The organism is Mesorhizobium sp. M6A.T.Cr.TU.017.01.1.1, assembly GCF_004023115.1.
Classification (GTDB): domain Bacteria; phylum Pseudomonadota; class Alphaproteobacteria; order Rhizobiales; family Rhizobiaceae; genus Mesorhizobium; species Mesorhizobium mediterraneum.
Genome location: NZ_RZTA01000124.1, coordinates 1 through 18467, shown reverse-complemented (window position 1 = coordinate 18467; position 18467 = coordinate 1). Strand labels below are relative to the sequence as shown.

At 60.8% G+C, this 18467-nt stretch carries 20 protein-coding genes; 15 read left to right on the top strand and 5 right to left on the bottom strand.

Translation table 11 applies throughout. The annotated features are described in order from the left end of the window. From EOB36_RS28400 to EOB36_RS28355, 9 genes are all read left to right on the top strand, one after another. Positions 1-1337 (top strand): multicopper oxidase domain-containing protein (locus EOB36_RS28400; RefSeq protein WP_128286188.1); only part of this gene is annotated, 1337 nt, incomplete at its 5' end. A 26-nt stretch (positions 1338-1363) separates the two neighbouring features. Next, positions 1364-1801 carry a YqaA family protein gene (locus EOB36_RS28395; RefSeq protein WP_095485185.1) on the top strand — a complete coding sequence of 146 codons (438 nt, stop codon included), beginning with the start codon at positions 1364-1366 and terminating at the stop codon, positions 1799-1801. A 66-nt stretch (positions 1802-1867) separates the two neighbouring features. After that, positions 1868-2401 (top strand): hypothetical protein, encoded by a 534-nt coding sequence (locus EOB36_RS28390; protein ID WP_095485184.1) that lies wholly within the window; start codon positions 1868-1870, stop codon positions 2399-2401. A 313-nt stretch (positions 2402-2714) separates the two neighbouring features. After that, a complete protein-coding gene (locus EOB36_RS28380; RefSeq protein WP_095485182.1) occupies positions 2715-4172 on the top strand; it encodes a TolC family protein in 1458 nt (485 codons plus the stop codon). 17 nt (positions 4173-4189) lie between these two features. After that, a complete protein-coding gene (locus EOB36_RS28375; protein ID WP_095485181.1) occupies positions 4190-5548 on the top strand; it encodes a copper oxidase in 1359 nt (452 codons plus the stop codon). 43 nt (positions 5549-5591) lie between these two features. Next, positions 5592-6080, top strand: a complete 489-nt coding sequence (locus EOB36_RS28370; RefSeq protein ID WP_128286187.1) for a cupredoxin family protein — start codon at positions 5592-5594, stop codon at positions 6078-6080. 26 nt (positions 6081-6106) lie between these two features. Next, on the top strand, positions 6107-6391 hold the full coding sequence (locus EOB36_RS28365; protein WP_128286186.1) for a copper-binding protein: 285 nt from the start codon (positions 6107-6109) through the stop codon (positions 6389-6391). A gap of 322 nt (positions 6392-6713) precedes the next feature. Continuing rightward, a complete protein-coding gene (locus EOB36_RS28360; protein WP_095485178.1) occupies positions 6714-7391 on the top strand; it encodes a response regulator transcription factor in 678 nt (225 codons plus the stop codon). Positions 7392-7482: 91 nt separating this feature from the next. Continuing rightward, entirely contained in the window at positions 7483-8736 is a 1254-nt protein-coding gene (locus tag EOB36_RS28355; protein ID WP_245467916.1) for a HAMP domain-containing sensor histidine kinase, read from the top strand. A 642-nt stretch (positions 8737-9378) separates the two neighbouring features. Here the strand turns inward: EOB36_RS28355 and EOB36_RS28350 are convergent. Then, complete coding sequence (locus tag EOB36_RS28350) at positions 9379-9669, bottom strand: hypothetical protein (RefSeq protein WP_128286185.1); 291 nt, start codon at positions 9667-9669, stop codon at positions 9379-9381. Positions 9670-9863: 194 nt separating this feature from the next. Between EOB36_RS28350 and EOB36_RS28345 the strand changes: the two genes are divergently transcribed. Continuing rightward, complete coding sequence (locus EOB36_RS28345; protein ID WP_128286190.1) at positions 9864-10136, top strand: copper-binding protein; 273 nt, start codon at positions 9864-9866, stop codon at positions 10134-10136. Positions 10137-10209: 73 nt separating this feature from the next. Here the strand turns inward: EOB36_RS28345 and EOB36_RS28340 are convergent, their stop codons facing one another. Continuing rightward, positions 10210-10578 carry a hypothetical protein gene (locus tag EOB36_RS28340; RefSeq protein WP_126106537.1) on the bottom strand — a complete coding sequence of 123 codons (369 nt, stop codon included), beginning with the start codon at positions 10576-10578 and terminating at the stop codon, positions 10210-10212. 143 nt (positions 10579-10721) lie between these two features. On the opposite strand from EOB36_RS28340, the gene EOB36_RS28335 reads away from it, so the two are divergent. Then, positions 10722-10988 (top strand): BrnA antitoxin family protein, encoded by a 267-nt coding sequence (locus EOB36_RS28335; protein ID WP_128286189.1) that lies wholly within the window; start codon positions 10722-10724, stop codon positions 10986-10988. On the opposite strand, the gene EOB36_RS34510 is transcribed toward EOB36_RS28335, so the two are convergent. Then, entirely contained in the window at positions 10971-11198 is a 228-nt protein-coding gene (locus tag EOB36_RS34510; protein WP_164897639.1) for a hypothetical protein, read from the bottom strand. The two genes, EOB36_RS28335 and EOB36_RS34510, sit on opposite strands and share 18 nt — an antisense overlap. A 357-nt stretch (positions 11199-11555) precedes the next feature. Between EOB36_RS34510 and EOB36_RS28325 the strand changes: the two genes are divergently transcribed. From EOB36_RS28325 to EOB36_RS28315, 3 genes are read left to right on the top strand one after another with little or no spacing between them, the layout of a single operon-like run. After that, positions 11556-11963 carry a FixH family protein gene (locus EOB36_RS28325; RefSeq protein ID WP_095485172.1) on the top strand — a complete coding sequence of 136 codons (408 nt, stop codon included), beginning with the start codon at positions 11556-11558 and terminating at the stop codon, positions 11961-11963. Then, a complete protein-coding gene (locus EOB36_RS28320; RefSeq protein ID WP_095485171.1) occupies positions 11960-13411 on the top strand; it encodes an efflux RND transporter periplasmic adaptor subunit in 1452 nt (483 codons plus the stop codon). The genes EOB36_RS28325 and EOB36_RS28320 overlap by 4 nt, the downstream gene beginning before the upstream one ends. Continuing rightward, a complete protein-coding gene (locus EOB36_RS28315) occupies positions 13408-16575 on the top strand; it encodes a CusA/CzcA family heavy metal efflux RND transporter (protein WP_128286183.1) in 3168 nt (1055 codons plus the stop codon). The genes EOB36_RS28320 and EOB36_RS28315 overlap by 4 nt, the downstream gene beginning before the upstream one ends. 16 nt (positions 16576-16591) lie before the next feature. Here the strand turns inward: EOB36_RS28315 and EOB36_RS28310 are convergent, their stop codons facing one another. Continuing rightward, positions 16592-17170, bottom strand: a complete 579-nt coding sequence (locus tag EOB36_RS28310; RefSeq protein WP_164759128.1) for a Crp/Fnr family transcriptional regulator — start codon at positions 17168-17170, stop codon at positions 16592-16594. A gap of 70 nt (positions 17171-17240) precedes the next feature. Between EOB36_RS28310 and EOB36_RS28305 the strand changes: the two genes are divergently transcribed. Further along, entirely contained in the window at positions 17241-17816 is a 576-nt protein-coding gene (locus EOB36_RS28305; protein ID WP_127204799.1) for a periplasmic heavy metal sensor, read from the top strand. Between the two features lie 39 nt (positions 17817-17855). Here the strand turns inward: EOB36_RS28305 and EOB36_RS36015 are convergent. Further along, the coding region (locus EOB36_RS36015; protein ID WP_348631837.1) for a cytochrome c family protein at positions 17856-18467 on the bottom strand (612 nt) is incomplete at its 5' end.

Genomic DNA, 18467 nt, shown 5'->3' with positions numbered 1-18467 from the left:
ATACCGTGCTGCCTTGGGGTCTCTCAATGTCCGCAGCAGTCGTCGCCCTGTTGGCATTCACGGGGTGGCATGGAGGCGAGATGGTCTTTGGCCACGGCGTCGGCATGCAGGCGCATCAGCATGAAGCTGGGCACAGGGTCCGTCGGCAGGGATCTCGATCCGGCCACGGCTCAGCCCATGGCAATGGGGGAGGCGGGTCGCGTGGTCCGCATGGCGGTCACGGGATGGAACCGGATGCAACCGTCCCGCAACTCGCGGCCTTCGGCGGCGTGTCCGTGCTTGCGCTGGCGCTCGGCATGATCGCTCCGGCCAATTGGGTAAACCTCACCCTCAGCGCGCGAGACGTCGGCGGCGCTATCATGCCGCCGGGTATGGTTATGGACCGCGACACGCCGGCTGCAGCGATGCTCGACATGGCCGCCGTGCATCCTCGCCTGGTCACGGCCAGTCATGGCCTGGAGGTACGCGGCGACCGGGAACTGCAAGCCAGGATGGAGAACGGGGTGAAGGTGTTCGACCTTGAAACGTCGGTCATCCGCTGGGCGATCCTGCCTGACGTGAAAGTCGATGCCTATGCGATCAACGGTCAGGTTCCGGGCCCGCGGCTGCATATCCGGCAAGGCGACCGCGTGCGCATCAACGTCACGAACCGCCTGCCGGAGAGCACGACCCTGCACTGGCATGGATTGATCCTGCCGAACGAAATGGATGGCCCGGCCGAGATCACGCAGGAGCCCATCCCGCCCGGCGGCAGCTACCGATATGAATTCACGGCGGGCCAATCAGGGACCTACTTCTATCACTCGCATGACCATGTCGATCGCCAGCAGGCGCTCGGACTCTACGGCGCGCTCATCATCGATCCTGCCAATCCCCAGGACGAGATTGCGGCAGACCACGACTATGTTATTCAGCTTCAGGAATGGCTGATGCGGGAGGGCCTGACCTTTCCGTCGATGCCGATGGACGGTGGGCAGCCGAATTATTTCACGATCAACGGCCGCGCCTATCCTTCGACGGACACGATCAGGATGAAGGTCGGCGAAACTCTGAAGGTACGCTTCATCGGCACCAATAATGGGTTTATCCACCCGATGCACATCCACGGCGGTCCATTCGAAGTTGTCGCCCGCGACGGCGAGACGATCCCGGAGTCGGCGCGTTTCCTTGCCGACACAGTCAACGTCGGACCAGGGCAACGCTACGATGTCGTCTGGCAGGCACGTCGGCCCGGAAAATGGCTGATCCACTGCCATATCGGGCACCATACGGCCAACAACAATGTCGAAGAGAAGGGCGGTGGCGGACTGATGGTCGTGATCGATGTGCAATCCTGAAGCCCTTCCGCAAAGCGAAAACATAGATGGATGTGTTTGCCGTATACGGCGGCCTATTTGCTGTTGCCTTCGCCGCGGCGACCATCCTTCCGGCGCAGTCGGAGGCCGCCCTTGCAGGGCTCCTCGCCACGGGTTCCTTCTCGCCCGCAGTGCTGGTTGGTGTCGCCAGCATAGGCAACGTCCTGGGCTCGGCGGTGAACTGGGGGCTTGGTCGAGGGATCGAACGCTTCCGGGACAGGCCATGGTTTCCGCTGCGTCCTGCGATGCTCAACCGCGCAACGAACTGGTATCGCCGTTACGGTAGATGGTCGCTCCTGTTAAGCTGGATGCCGATCATCGGCGACCCGCTGACCGTGGTCGCTGGGGTCTTGCGCGAGCCGCTATGGAGCTTTGTCGCAATCGTCGCCCTCGCGAAGGTTTCGCGTTATCTGGTCGTCGCCGGGGCGGTGCTGAACCTGATGTAAAACCGGAATCGCGGACATCGCAGCGCCGCTTTTTGCGCGGGCCATAAACAGGCCATACAAAAATGTATGAAAAATGTGGTGGCACATGGCGGCTTCGAGCAATACCGTCCTTACAACAACCTTCACTTTTGGTTGCACTGCAGCAAACTGGTCGAGGGCGGCCTTGACAAATCAGCCGAACAATTGTCGGAAGGGTTGATGAGGACTCTTGGTCGATTCACGATCCTAGGAAACGCACCGCTCCGAGCAATGCTGGCGGTTTTGTTCCTGGTCATGTCGGCTCTTCAGCCTGGTCTGTTCGCCACAGCCAATGCCACGGGTTTTCACGCCGGGGTGCATCTCCAGGCCGAGACAGCCGCACACGATATGGGCGATCACGGCGCCACGGCGGACGACGCGGACACATCGGAGCATCATCACGGCGCCAAGCAATCCGCCGACAAGAGCTGTGAAGCCCATTGCGCGCCGGCAAATGCCGTGCCGGTCGACTGCCCTGACTTGGAGCATGTTGTCTCCCGTTGCTTTGCGCCCGTCGTTGCCGTCACTTTGCCGCTTGGCGAATACACAGCGCTCATAAGGCCCCCCAAACATCTGAACTGACGCGCCCTTTCGGGGCGTTCGCGCGCAGCGTCGGGAATCCGTTCCCGCGCGGCCAAACGCATACGTCATGTTTCAGGTCTACAATGAAAATCGCAAGCTCCGCGATGCTCGCATCGCTGTTAGTTACCGGATGTGCGGCAACCACGCCGCCGGACATCCTTCCCGCCTTCAATCCGGCCGATCCCGCAATGGGCGTCCGTGATGTGCACTACCACCCGGTCGTCGTCGACTATCGCCACCGGGAGCCAGTCGATCCGCGGAATTGGCGGCGTCTCAATCAAGAACGTTCTCCCGTGAACCCGGGAGCCGGATCATGACGCGCCGGTTCCTGACCATAGCTGCAGTGGTGACCATTCCGCTGATCGCAGCCGGATGCACGACCAGCGGGGTCCTTGATGGCATCTCGGCCCCGATGGCCGGCTTCACGACAGTTGCGGCGCGTGCCGAGTCCGTGACCGGCAAGAAAACCGTATGGGTGCAATCCAGCGAGGAAGCGCGGACGGCTTCAGAGCGCGTGAAGCGCCTCGTCCAGAAGAAGACAATCGGCCCGGACACCGCGGTGCAGGTCGCCTTGCTCAACAACAAGGGCCTGCAGGCCGCCTACGCCGAGATCGGTTTGTCGGCGGCCGACATGTGGCAGGAGACGATGCTCGTCAATCCGACGATCTCCGTCGGCATGATCGGTGTCGATCCCGTGCGGACGATTGAAGGAGCGGTGGTCAGCAACATCCTTGCGCTGGCGACCCACAAGCGGCGCGTCGCAGTCGCGGATGCACGTTTCCGTCAGGCCCAGCTCCGCGCCGGCGAAGAAACGCTACGACTGGCTGCGGATACGCGGCGGGCCTGGATCAATGCTGTCTCGGCCTGGGAGAGCGTTTCCTATCTGAACAAGGCGCAAGCCGCCGCCGACTCTGCCTCCGAACTCGCTCAAAAACTTGGAGAGACGGGTGCCTTCACAAAGACCGGCCAAGCCCGCGAACACGTCTTTTATGCCGAGATCACCGGTCAGGCGGCGGAAGCGCGGCTCGCTGCCCGGACTGCCAAGGAAGAGCTCACCCGGCTGATGGGTCTATGGGGACCGGACGTCGATTACTCGGTCCCCAACATGCTTCCAGCCCTGCCCAAAGGGGCCAAGGCCAAACGCGCGATCGAGGCTGAGGCGCTAAAAAATCGCGTCGATCTCGAGATCGCGAAACTTGAGCTGGAGGCGCTGGCGAAATCCTACGGTCTGACCGAGGCGACGCGCTACGTCAGCGACCTGGAACTACTTTCCGGCGTCGAGGTGGAACGCGAGGAGTCGGAGGAGGGCGGAACGGAGACGAGTGTCTCACCCACTCTCGAGCTCGAGCTCGTCATTCCGATTTTCGATACCGGCAAGGCACGCATGCGCAAGGCCGAGCTTGCCTACATGCAAGCCGCAAACCGGTTCGCGGAAAAGGCGGTCAACATCCGGTCGGAGGCGAGATCCGCCTATGACGCCTACCGTTCGACCTACGACATTGCCCGGCACTATCGGAACAATGTTGTGCCGCTGCGAACAAAGATCGAGGCGGAGTCGGTCCTCACCTACAACGGCATGATCACCAACACGTTCGAGCTGCTGGCGGACACACGCGCGAAAATCAGCTCGATCATGCTTTCCCTCAACGCCAAGCGCAATTTCTGGCTGGCCGATGTCAATCTCGGAACCGCCATCCACGGCGGCGGCGCGAGCGCGTCCGGGGGCGGCGACGCACCGGCCGCGGCCGAAGCAGGCGCCGAAGGCCACTGAATTCAAGGAGAAGAAAAATGCTTTCAAGACGTCAGTTGTTAGGCGCGGGAGCCCTGCTCGCCGGCGCCACTGCATGGACCAAAACGTCCGCGATGGGGCTGCCCGACGCACCAATCATGGAGTCCCCTGATATGCAGCCTCCGATCTTCCCGACGAGCGGACCGGACTACCAGCCGGTCGTGACGCTCAATGGCTGGACCCTTCCGCATCGCATGAACAGCGGCGTGAAGGAGTTCCACCTCGTGGCCGAGCCGGTCGAGCGCGAGATGTCGCCCGGCATGACTGCCTATCTCTGGGGCTACAACGGTCAATCTCCCGGCCCGACCATAGAGGCGGTTGAGGGCGACCGAGTCCGCATCTTCGTAACAAACAAGCTGCCGGAGCATACGACGATCCATTGGCACGGCATGATCCTGCCCAACGGCATGGACGGCGTGACCGGTCTTACCCAGCCCGGGATCCCGCCCGGCAAGACCTTCGTCTACGAGTTCGACCTCGTGAAGAGCGGCACATTCATGTACCACCCGCACGCCGACGAAATGGTCCAGATGGCGATGGGCATGATGGGCTTCTTCGTCATTCATCCCAAAGACCCGAAATTCATGCGCGTGGACCGCGATTTCGTGTTCCTGCTGAACGCCTTCGATATCGAACCGGGGTCGTACGTCCCGCGCATCATGGAGATGACGGATTTCAATCTCTGGGGTTGGAATAGCCGCGTCTTTCCGGGGATCAGTCATCTTCCTGTGGCGAAAAACGACCGGGTCAGGGTTCGCGTGGGCAACCTGACCATGACCAATCATCCGATCCACATGCATGGTTACGACTTCGAGGTGACCTGCACCGATGGCGGCTGGGTCCGGCCGGAGGCGCGGTGGCCGGAGGTGTCGATCGACATTCCCGTCGGCGCCATGCGGGCATATGAGTTCGAAGCCAAATACGAGGGCGACTGGGCAATCCATTGCCATAAGTCGCACCACACAATGAACGCCATGGGCCACGACGTGCCCACGTTCATCGGCGTCGACAACTCGAAAGTCACCGACAAGATCCGCCGGGTCCAGCCAGAATACATGGCCATGGGTGACCGCGGTATGGCCGACATGGGCGAGATGGAGATGCCACTTCCCGACAACACGATTCCGATGATGACCGGCTGGGGCCAATTCGGCGCCATCGAGATGGGCGGCATGTTCTCAGTTGTGAAGGTTCGCGAGGGTCTGGCCTCGAACGATTACGCCGATCCGGGATGGTACCAGCATCCGGAGGGAACCGTGGCTTACGAGTGGAAGGGGGATGTCCCCGCTCCGACGAAATCAGGCGACGCAAAAACGATGGCCCCGGCAGCGCACGGCGGTCACGGCAAACAGGGATGAGAAACCGAAACCCCTCAACCTCAACAATGAGAGAAAGTGCAGCATGAAACGTATAATCGCAGCGGCCGTTTTGATGGCGGTCAGTTCGGGAGCAGCTCTTGCCGGTGGAACCCATGCCGGAGGCCATGGCGACCAAGCCGCCACAATGCCGATCGGCAGCCCTGGCGAGGCTAGCAAGGCAAAACGGTCCATCAACATCTCGATGTCGGAGAAGGACGACGGAAAAATGTTGTTCCAACCGGCCGTCCTCAAGGTGAAGAAGGGCGAGACCGTTCGCCTGAAATTCATCAACAAGGGCCAAATCGATCACGAGTTCGTCATGGACGTCCACGACGGAATTATGGAGCACAAGGCGCTGATGGAGAAATTCCCCGAGATGGAGCACGCCGATCCCAACGCGATCCGGCTGGCGCCCGGCGCCAGAGGCGAGATCATCTGGACGTTCGCCAATGCCGGCGAATTCGGCTTCGCCTGCCTGGTCCCGGGCCACTACGATTCCGGCATGAAGGGCGACATCACCGTCGCCAACTGACTGCTAAACCGCAAAGGAAGCTAATCATGACACTATTGGTAAAGGCTCTCTCGGCACTCGCGCTCGTGCTCGCCATCGGCGGGAGCGCGCTTGCGCAGGAATACGTGAAGGGCGAAGTCATCAAGGTCGACGCCAAACAGAAGAAGCTGACGATCAAGCACGAGCCGCTGACCAATCTCGACATGCCTGCGATGACGATGGTGTTCGTCGTCGCCGAGCAGGGCCTGCTCGAGAAGGTCAAAACCGGTCAGGCGATCGAGTTCACAGCCGACCGCGTCGACGGACGCATCACGGTCACCGGCATCAAGTGATCCGGGACTGGTGCCGCGGGTTGAAAAATCCGCGGCGCCGGAGGTTTTCGCAAGCGATCCGGCGCGACAGTTTGCAAGGTGATGAGTTCCAAGGCGCTTTTCGCCTGGGACCGTGTTGTCGATCCAGTGCACGGATGTTGAGACGTCAGACCCCAGTACCTGGCCGGTGGAAAGGCCGCGTCGCCGACTAAGGGCACCAGGCCGAAAAACCCGCCGTCAAAACCTCACTGAGACATCGCTTCGGACGCCATCGCGGGCAGAAGCAAACTGGCCAAAAGGTCATCAACGCTTGGCGCACCAAGCCAGATGAGAGATTAGCATTATGAAAATTCTCTTAGTCGAAGACGACGAACAAATCAGCCGTTACATCGAAAATGGACTGAGCTCTTCCGGCCATGTGGTCGATGTCCTGACAGACGGGCGCGATGCTTTGCTTGTCGGACTGCGCGAACCCTATGACGTCGCCATTGTGGATCGGATGCTGCCTGGCCTCGATGGCTTGTCGCTCGTGCGGGGTCTTCGAGGCGCCGGCGGAAAGGTGCCAGTGATTTTCCTGACGGCAGTGGGCGGTGTCAACGATCGAGTTGAGGGATTGGAGGCAGGTGCGGACGATTACTTGATCAAGCCTTTTGCATTCTCCGAACTCCTGGCTCGGGTCAATGCTCTGCAAAGGCGCCCTCCGATCACCGCCGAAAAGGCAAAGCTGAAGGTGGCTGATCTGGAATTGGATCTCTTCAGCCGCCTCGCCACCCGCGGCGGAACGACGATCGAATTGCTCCCTCGGGAGTTCGCGCTGCTTGAACTCCTGATGCGTAACGAGGGCCGCATACTGACGAAGACCATGCTCCTTGAGCGGATCTGGAACTTCAACTTCGACCCACAAAGCACCGTGGTGGAAACCCATATTAGCCGACTGCGGGCGAAGATCGACAAACCATTTGATGTTCCGCTCCTGCGTAACACACGCAATACCGGCTACACCATTCATGGCCAACGCTAGTATCGCGAGAAGTACGTCGATCCGCCTTGCCGCCTTCTACATCTCCCTGTTTCTGCTTTCGTTCCTTGGAGCCAATTTCGTCGCTTACAACATGGTCGCCGCCTATCTTTACGAGCGGCTGGATTCCAATGTGACGGAGCGGTTCCGGGAGATTTCTTTCGCCTATGACGCGAACGGTGTCGATGGTGCTGCCGCCATGATCCGAAGCCATGGCCCGGCAATCAGGGGACAGGAGACGCTTTACACACTGAAGGATTCCGACGGCGACTTCCTGGCTGGCAACATTGATATTTCCGACGTCCCGCCGGGATTTTCTACGCGCGCACCGACAAGCCACGAGGCGGCGCTCAACAACTACCGGCTCTACCGGAAGAACCTGGACGGCTACGACCTAACCGTCGGCGTAAGCTATGACGACACCGATCGCTTGCGCGGCATCGCGCTTGTCAGCTTCGGATGGGGAACGGCGATCGTACTTGCGGGAGGGCTCGGCGCGGGCGCGGTGTTGGCCTTCCGCACACGGCGGCGTATTGCTGGACTGTCGCGCGCTATGAAAGCCGTCGGCGCTGGCGAACTCGCTACCCGCCTGCCACTCTCCTTGCGCGGCGATGACATCGACATACTGGCAGCTGAGATAAATGTCGCGCTTGCACAGCTACAGGCCAACGTCGCGGCGATGACGCAGGTAACGACGGACATCGCGCACGATCTCAAGACGCCGATCGGTCGGCTGTTTCTAACACTTGAGGCCGCTTCCGAAAGCAAAGACCAAACGGCCATCAGATCGCTCATCGAAAAAGCTATGGGCGAAGTTTCGCATATAGCCGGCACGTTCGAGGGCTTGCTGCGCATCTCGCAAATCGAGTCCGGCGCACGCCGTTCGCGATTTGCGCAGGTGAACGTTTCGGAGTTGGTCGCCGAAATCTACGATATCTATAGCCACATCGTCGAGGACGCCGAGCGTTCGCTGGTTCTGTCCAGTGACAGCCGAAACACGGCCTCATTCATATGGGGCGATGCCGATCTGCTGAAGCAGATGTGCGTAAATCTTATCGTCAATGCAATGCGCCATACGCAACGAGGAGCCCGGATTGCGATCGGTGTCACGACGCAGGCGAATCGCTGCGCAATCGTCGTCAGCGACAACGGACCGGGCATCCCGGCGGCGGAGCGGCTGAAAGTGTTCAAGCGCTTCTATCGCCTGGAAAAGAACAGGACCACCGAAGGGACAGGGCTCGGCCTAAGTCTGGTCAAGGCCATATCGGATATGCACGGCGCGACAATTTCCCTGGGCGACAACAGGCCCGGCTTAATCGTGGAAACAGAGTTCCCGCGTAACCTATGAAAGCGTTTGAGGTTAGTCACGTGGACGGATGGTTCATATCGCCTATGACGAAACTGCAAATATTCAATAGTGGTTCGATCAGACCAGAGTTCGCATACCCGCCACGAAGGGAAATCGCCCGTTCCGGGTAGCGTGGTATAGCCGGCGGTATTGGTCGCCAGGTCCGGCGTACGCCGGCGGATGCGCGCCTACGGCAATGACTTTCTATATTCTGGTGCGGACCTGCCTGCGCATCAGCGGCTATGTCTGATACGATATCGCCGGCGAAAACCTCAGCTCCGACGTCGTTGGGATAGTTATCATAAGCGGGCCGTTCGCAAGACAGATGCACGCTCACGGACCGAGCTCGCCACCGTGCGCGTCTATGCTCAAATCAGACACTACCCGTCGCTCGGTGACGCTGCGACCACATCACGACTGATGACAGCATTGCGGGTGAGAGCAGCATCATGAGGCGTTGCTTGTGTAGGCGACGACCATCCCGAGGGGGTGGTGGAGAGTCGGTTTCCTTGGTGCGGTGTGCTGTGCTGTACAGGCTTGGTTGAGGAAGCAGTCGAAAGGACAAACCAGCCGGCGCATTGCCGGCTGGTTTGTCCTGCACTGGCTCCGCTGGGAGGATGCGGAGCTGCGGTGTTGAGCCGGCTACCGGCCCGCCCAGCTGGCGCGCTGGCGGGGGCTCCCGACCTGCCACGATGAGGGGCTCACAGCTTCGACCCGATTGTAGGCGGAACTGGAATTCTCGATATCGCCATTGTCGAGCACTTGGGAAGGTACGTCGGGCTTGGATGCCGATTTCGTGGTTTCGCCCGTCGATCCATGGCCGTGCAAGACCCCGTCGATGCGGGGGCTTGTTGCGTTTGTGCCGCTGTTGGCGACACTGGCCGTGGTCATTGCCGCGAAGACTATCAATGCATATCCGATGGTGTGTTTCATGGTTCAGTCCTTTTGTCGAAAGCGAGCGTTCGAACGCTCAGCAACCACAGACTACCGGGTCGAATTCACGGGCACCTTCCCTCAGATTTACATTTTTGTGATTCTCATGCGTAGCCGCGGCTGAAACCGAAATCGGGAAGATCAGTTTTGAAGATGTTGAACGGCTCAGTTTCTCTTACGCCGATGCATCGGCTATCCAATGCGGCTTCAAAGGGAAAGAGCGCGTTCAACCAGGCGGGAGCGCGCTGGCGCAGGAATATGTGAAGGGCGAAGTCATCAAGGTCGACGCCGAACAGAAGAAGCTGACGATCAAGCACGAGCCGCTGACCAATCTCGACATGCCTGCGATGACGATGGTGTTCGTTGTCGCGGAGCAAGGCCTGCTCGGCAAAGTCAAAACCGGTCAGGCGATCGAGTTCACAGCCGACCGCGTCAACGGATGCATCACGGTCACCGGCATCAAGTAATCCGGGACAGGCACCGCGGGTTGAAAAATCAACCCGCGGCGCTGTGCTGTCGAAAATGCCATGAGTACGGAAATTAGGATGAAGGGGCCGCGCAGAAAATCCTCCAGAGATTTTCTTTCCAGTCATCATGTACGGAGCGGTTCAGAGACATCTCTATGGGATATTTTCGCACACCTACGCTCACATATGCCGGATAATTACAGCGAACGCGTGCATGATGCCTGCCGGTATCTTCGTACCTGATGACGCCGTTCGCGTCCGTCTCGACGAGGCCTATAGCGACGTCAAAGTCATAATCCCCATATGGCGAGACACTGTTGTCCATGACGCTGAGCTGGACCGAGGTGGCATCTGGAAAACTGGCGGTGTAAAAGACCAGTTGCTCCGCCGCCATCGAGGGCGTAGCCACCAACACGCCGGCAAACAATGCAATGGCGCGCATTTCCCCCTCCCGAGGATCCAGAGCGAGACTATCACCTCTCGCGTCAATATTCTAATTGCTGTTCCGGGCAGTGGGTCGAGGCATTCCGATGCGCGTTGCGTTGCATGTCTCCTCCCATCCGTTATCTCCAGTCAGGACCATCAATGGTAAATCCTCCGCGCCGACCGACAAATCCAATGGCTGCCGCCGAAGCCGCCTTCAAGCCAGTCAAGAAGCCGGCCCCACCGGTTCGCGAAGCCGCAGTTGCTCCAAGTGTCAGAGAGCTTGTTTCAATCAGGATTGATCGAGCTGTCCTGGATTATTTCCAGGGGGACGGACCCGGCTGGCAGGACCGCATTAACGATGCTTTGCGGGCCATGGTCGAGAAGCGGATCGCCGCCGAGGGCGATCGTTCAGACGACATCACCTGACGAAAATGTGAGCGCCTGGTGATCTTTTCTTGGAATGCAGTATGTGCCATGGAAGCCTGTGAAGATCTGGATCATATTCCCGCGTCTGCTTTCGATTCTGGCCGTCGTGAGCCTTCTCACCGCGCCGATGGTGACAGCGTCCGCTGCGCTGACGATGGTTGTCGAACCCGCGGCTTCGATGGCGGATATGGCATCCATGCCGGACAGCATGCCCAACTGTCCCGACGAGAGTCAGCCGGCACCTGATTGCCAGAAATCCTGCCCCCTCACGGCCTTGTGCGTCGCCAAGTGCTTTCCGAGCGCTTCGACGGCCGCAGCAATCATGCTGGCCCGGTTATCTCAGGCTGACCTGCTCGCGCCTGGCGACAGAGACGGGCGCGATCTCCCGGCTTCTCCGCCGCCTCCCAGACCCCCACGAACCTAAGTTCTTCGACGGCTCCATCGGGGCCGTTTGTCGCCGCGTGGCTGACGGCCCCGTGGCGAGTGCCCGTGGCTTTGGCATGAGCCTGGCCACGAACTTGCCGTGCATTCCGTACGGCTGAAAGGATGAACTTGGGGAAACTGACAATGAACTTTTGCAATGCGAAGCACGTTGCAGCCGCGGCGCTGATCGGTCTTGCTCTCGGCAGTGCCAATTCGAAGGCATGGGCTGGGATCGACGATTACGAGTTTCAGCTCGTTCAAAGCGCGATCAAGACGGGCGATGCCGCGATTGTCGCCGTCCGTCTCGTCGACAAGCGGTCCGGCAAGGTGGTGCCCGACGCTGTGATCTTTACCCGGCGCATCGACATGGCACCGGACGGTATGGAGGCGATGACCGCGCCCGTCGAGGCGCTGCCGTCCGAAGAGCCCGGCATCTATCGGTTCAAGACCAACCTCATCATGGCAGGAGGCTGGCGCCTTTCGATCGCCGCGAAAATCCAGGGCGAGGCCGAAACAGTCGAGAGCCGTTTGGAATTCAAGGCTACCCAATGAGCAGGCTCGGCTCATTCGTGGCGATTGCCGTATTGGCGGCGGGCGCGGGCGCCGGCGGATACTGGGCGGGCCAGCGCGATCTGTCCGTCCCGGCGGTGGTGCAAATTATCAGCGCCAATATCGTAAGCGCGCTCGGAGCGGAACAGACCCCGACGGTTGTCGGCTCGTCTGCCTCCGATCCAGTCATCTACTATCGTCATCCTGACGGCGAACCAGTCTATTCGTCGACACCGAAGCAAACCCCGGATGGTCGGGATTTCGTGGCGGTGCTGGCGAGCGAAGACGTGAGCTTCGAGGCGCGTCCCAAGGACGAGGCGAAGGGGGCCGAAGCGACGGCGCCGGGCGAGCGGAAAATCCTCTACTACCGCAATCCGATGGGCCTGCCGGATACATCGCCGACGCCAAAGAAGGATTCCATGGGGATGGCCTACATCCCGGTCTTCGAAGGCGAAACGAAGGACGGCGCGACCGTCAAGCTATCGACCGGAAAACTGCAGCGAACGGGTGTGAAGACGGTACCCGCCACCAGAGGCGCAATCGTACGGCCGGTCCGCATTCCCGGCACCGTCACGTTCGATGAGCGCCGCGTAAGCGTCGTCTCGATTCGCACCGAGGCGTTCCTCGAAAAAGTGGCCGACATCACTACGGGAGAAACAATCAAAAAAGGGCGGCCCCTCGTCAGTTTCTATGCCAAGGAAATAGCTGCCGCGGGCGCGCTCTACGCCGCCGATCTAAGGAGCGGCTCGAGCAAGGCAACCGCCAGCGGCAGCTTGCAGCGGTTGACGAACCTTGGCGTTCCCGCCGAAGCAATCGTCGAAATCGAGAAAACCCGGAAGGTGCCGATCTCGGTGACGCTTGTAGCGCCACGCAATGGCGTTGTGTTGGAACGCAGGGCCGTCGACGGCATGATGGCCGAAGCCGGGGAAACGCTGTTTCGGATCGCCGACGCCTCGACCGTCTGGGTGATGGCTGACGTGCCAGAATACGAGCTGAGCTCTGTTCGCGTCGGAGACAAGGCGACTGTGCGCATCCGCAGCTTGTCGGGCAAGGTCTTCGAAGGCAAGGTCGGCCTGATCTATCCGGAAATCCAGGGCCAGACTCGGACCGCGAGGATTCGCATCGAACTCGCAAATCCCAACGGGCTGTTGCTTGCCAACATGTATGCCGATGTGGAGATCGCGACGGGCGGCAACGATCCTGCCGTAACCGTGCCCGACAGCGCCGTCATCGACACGGGCGATCGACAGGTCGTTATTGTCGACAAAGGCGAAGGCAGCTTCGAGCCGCGCGACGTGAAGGTCGGCATGCGGGGCGAGGGCATGGCCGAGATCACGCAGGGCATTACCGAAGGCGAAAAGGTCGTCGTATCTGCGAACTTCCTGATCGATGCCGAAAGCAACCTCAAGGCGGCGCTCAGCGCACTGACGCCCGCGGAGGCGCAGCCATGATCGCCAACCTCATTGCTTGGTCGACGCGCAACCTGGTTCTTGTCTTCTTCGCCAGCGCGCTCGCGGTCGGGGCAGGCGTCTACGCTGTCAAGACCTTGCCGCTCGATGCCATACCCGACCTGTCGGATGTGCAAGTTATCGTCTTCACAGACTATCCGGGCCAGGCTCCGCAAGTTGTCGAGGACCAGGTCACTTATCCGCTGACGACTTCGATGCTGACCGTGCCGCGATCGAAGGTGGTCCGCGGTTTCTCGTTCTTCGGAGTGTCCTTCGTCTATGTGATTTTCGAGGACGGCACCGAGCTCTACTGGGCTCGAAGCCGCGTGCTCGAATACCTGAACGCGGCCGCCAGCCGGCTACCCGACGGCGTTGCCCCAACGCTCGGACCCGACGCGACAGGCGTCGGCTGGGTCTATCAGTATGCCGTCGTCGCCAAGGAACTGTCGCTCGCCGAACTCCGATCCCTTCAGGACTGGGTCGTTCGTTTTGCGGCCTCGAAAGCCGAAGGCGTTTCGGAGGTCGCGAGCTTCGGAGGCTTCGTCAAGCAGTATTCGATCGTCGTCGATCCGGTGCGGATGCGCGCTCAAGGCGTAACGCTCGCGGAAGTCGGCGAAGCGGTGCGCACCAGCAACATGGATACCGGCGGGCGCACGGTCGAGATCTCCGAGTTCGAGTTCATGGTGCGCGGGCGCGGCTATCTGAAGAACGTGGCCGACATAGAGAGCATCGTGCTCAAGACCGTGGGCGGCGTGCCGCTCCGGCTTGGCGACGTGGCCAAGGTCGAAATCGTGCCGGACGAACGGCGCGGTATTGCCGAACTCAACGGGGAGGGCGAGGTTGCAAGCGGCATCGTGCTTCAACGGGTCGGCGCGAATGCTCTGACCGTCATCGAGAATGCCAAGGAGAGCCTCCGCGAGATCGAAAAGAGCCTACCAGGCAACGCCAAGATCATCCCCGTCTACGACAGGTCGGAACTCATCAACTCCGCGATCAAGACGCTGAGGTCGACATTGGTGGAGGTGAGCATCGTGGTCGCTCTCGTCACCATCGTCTTCTTGCTTCACGTCAGAAGCGCGCTGGTGGCGATCATCATGCTGCCGGTCGGCATCCTAATGGCCTTCGCCGCGATGAAGCTGCTCGGCCTCGGTTCTAACATTATGAGCCTCGGTGGCATGGCCATCGCCATCGGCGCGATGATCGATGCGGCCATCGTAATGATCGAAAACGCCCACAAGCACCTCGAACGCGCGCCACCGGGCAAGCCCCGCATCGAAGTGCTGGTCAACGCCGCAGCCGAAGTCGGACCCGCACTATTCTTCAGCCTGCTGATCATCACCGTCTCATTCCTTCCGATCTTCACGCTTGAAAGCCAGGAAGGCCGGCTGTTCGGGCCGCTGGCTTTCACGAAAACCTTCGCTATGGCAGCGGCAGCGCTGCTTTCGGTCACGCTCGTGCCCGCTCTGATGGTCATCTTTGTCCGCGGCCGGATCATCCCGGAACATCGCAACCCGCTCAACAGGCTGCTAATCGGTCTCTATCGGCCGATCATTGCCGGGGTGCTGAAGGCGAAGACCTTCACTATCCTGCTCGCCGTCGTGGCTCTTGCCGTAACGGTCTGGCCGGCGCGCCAGCTCGGCAGCGAGTTCATGCCGAACCTCGATGAGGGGACGCTGATGTACATGCCGACCACCTTGCCGGGAGTTTCGGTCACCAAGGCGGCCGAACTGATGCAGATGCAAAACCGGATCATAAAGTCCTTTCCGGAAGTCGAATCCGTCTTCGGCAAGGCTGGCCGGGCTCAGACCGCGACCGACCCCGCGCCGACCGAGATGTTCGAGACGATCATCAACCTCAGACCGAAATCGGAATGGCGGCCCGGGGTCACTTCAGAAAGCCTGAAGACCGAGATGGACGCAGCACTGCAGTTTCCGGGCGTGTCGAATGCCTGGACGATGCCGATCCGCGCCCGCATCGACATGCTGTCCACGGGCATACGCACGCCAGTCGGGGTCAAGGTCTACGGGACCGAGCTCGGTGAAATGGAAAACGTTGCTCGGCAGATCGAGGCGGTGCTGCGGGCGGTGCCCGGCACGTCCAGCGCCTATGCCGAGCGGGTGATAGGCGGCTACTATCTCGACATCGTGCCGGACCGAGCCACCCTTGGGCGCTACGGCCTCTCGGTCGGCGATGTTCAGGATGTGATCTCCGTGGCGCTTGGCGCGAAGGTCATTACGTCCACTGTCGAGGGCCGTGAACGTTATGGCGTTGCGATCCGCTATCCACGCGCTCTCAGAAGCGATCCCGGCGCGATCGCCCGGGACGTGCAGATTGCGCTGCCCGGCGGTGGCTCTGTGCCGCTCGGCGAGGTCGCCAAGGTCGAACTCACGCGCGGCGCGACCTCGATCCGCACCGAGAACGGCCAACTCGCCGTCTACATCTTCGTCGACATCGCTGGCCGCGACCTTGGCGGCTATGTCAACGAGGCTCAAGCCGCAGTCGCCGCCGAAGTGAAGCTACCACCCGGTTATTCCGTCGCCTGGAGCGGGCAGTTCGAATATCTCGAGCGGGCCCAGGCGCGGCTGAAGATTGTCGTGCCGCTGACGCTGGCGCTGATTTTCCTGCTGCTCTACCTCAATTTCCGCACGCTGACCGAGACGCTGATCGTCATGCTGTCGCTGCCCTTTGCGATCGTCGGCGGCATCTGGATGATGTGGTGGCTGGGCTTCAACATGTCGGTTGCGGTCGCCGTCGGTTTCATTGCGCTCGCGGGCGTGGCGGCCGAAACGGGCGTCATCATGCTGATCTATCTCGACAAGGCGTGGACGGATACGAGGGTCAGATGTGCGGCCCAGAAGCGTGGTTTGACAAGCACGGATCTAAACGAGGCGATCATGTTCGGCGCCGTCGAGCGGGTGCGACCGAAGATGATGACAGTCGTCGCCATCATGGCGGGCTTGTTGCCGATCTTGTGGAGCACGGGAACCGGATCGGAAGTCATGCAGCGCATCGCCGTCCCCATGATCGGCGGCATGATTTCCTCAACGATCCTGACGCTCGTCGTGATTCCGGCCGTCTACGGCATCGTTAAGGGCTGGCGGTTGCCGAGGCGGAGTGTCGTTGAAGAACCGCTGGTAGCGGCTCCGACTAGATTGGCCGCGGAATAGGAGGAGCAAAAAAGTATCAGATGATGTCGGGCGGCATGTGGGGATGCATCATGCCGGCAGCACACCGTCGCCGGCGGGCAAGCTCCCGATAAAACGCCTCCGGCGTAACGGCGATCTCCGACGCAACATGATGCCAGCGTCCCTTGGGTGGCAAGACGCCGCCGTTGCATGCCATCCAGGCGCTGACTCTCGCCGCGACGGATTTCAGGGATAGTATCTCTGCCCGCGTCCGCGTCCGGTGGACCTCGCCTGCCAAGTGTCGCAGCAGTGCGGAGGTCAGCGCGCGATCGCTTTCGAGCACCGCCTTGGCCTTGGTGATTGGCACGGCGCGCACCGTCGATTCCTCGGTTGCCAAGGCGTCGCAATGATATCGATCCGCAAACAGCGAAGCCTCGGCCAGGATCGAAGCCGAGCCGGCACGCTGCAACGTCAGCTGGAACCCGTCGGGAAGTGCTCGGACAAGGCGCAGTTCTCCCGCGGTGACCAGGAAGAGCGACAGCACCGGGTCGTCCATACGAAACAGGACGCTGCCGGCAGGGAGAGAATGCTCGCGTTCCGCGAGTTCGAGGAATCGCGCGAAGAGGAGTTCCGACATGATCACAATCATGTTTCAGTTTTTGCGGCCGTGTCAAACGTCGCAAACACGAAACGCTGGAGATCGCTCGATGAACCGCATCCCCATTGCCGTGCTGTTTCTTCTGCTGACTTTTCTTGCTGCCCCTCACGGGCTGGCGCAGCAGCATGGCGACATCAACCATCACAAGGCCGTTGCAGGAAAAGACCCAACCACCTCGTCTTATTCCGGGATGGAGAAACGCCGCGTGAAGGCGCTCTCGGACGAGCAGATTTCCGACCTTATGGCGGGGCGAGGGATGGGTCTGGCATTGGCGGCCGAACTCAATTCCTATCCGGGTCCGTCACATGTCCTCGATCTCCGTGATGCTCTTGATCTCAGCGACGAACAGGCCTCGTGGACCAAGGCCCTGCTGGATCAGATGAAGGCAGAAACCATCCCGCTCGGAAGACGAATCATCGAGGAAGAAACCGAACTGGACCGCTTGTTTTCCGAACGAAAGATAACGTCGACGCACCTCGTTGAAATGACAAAAACCATCGCCGACGTGCAAGGCGCGCTACGAGCAGCGCACCTGCGCTATCATCTCGATATGGCCGAGTTGCTCACCTCTGAGCAGATCGGCCGGTACTCGCAGCTTCGCGGATACTCTGGCCGGGTCGATTGAACAGGGTTACGCACGCAACTTTGGCTTCATCAGCGGACGCTATTGCGCGACCGCACCTTCCAGGTAGCCGATTATCGCGGCGCGCTGGGCGGCGTTGGGAACGCCCACTGTCATCGACGTGCCTGGCACCCTCTGGCGCGGTGCTGCAAGGAAGCTATCGAGCGACTGGCTGTCCCAAACGATCCCTGATTCCCGCATAGCGGCCGAATAGCGGGCACCCTCGACGCTGCCAGACGTGCGGCCGATAACGCCCGACAGATGCGGGCCGACCCTGTTCTGGCCCGGCTCGAGGCTGTGGCAGGTGCCGCAGCGCTGCCGGAACAGCCGCTCGCCGTCTGCCTGCTGCGCGGAAGCGGCGCTCGGTAACAGCAGGCCGCCGGCGACCAAGAGCGCAGCCAGCGACCTACGCGCTCGCGTGACAGACGTCTGCAGGGATGCAGTCGCTGCTCCGGCGGAAATGTGGGTGCGTGTCGTGGCATGTGAATGGTTTATCGGATGACCTTTGCGGAACGTTCGGGGAGGGGCTTTGCTGGTAACCGGAGGCTTCCGGCAAGGCCAGCCGCTCACCAGCGAGAGCGGCGGCTGGGTCGAGGAGGCGCGGGGAGGATGCAGGTCGTGACTTGTCCTTCGCTGCGACAGCGATGATCTAAT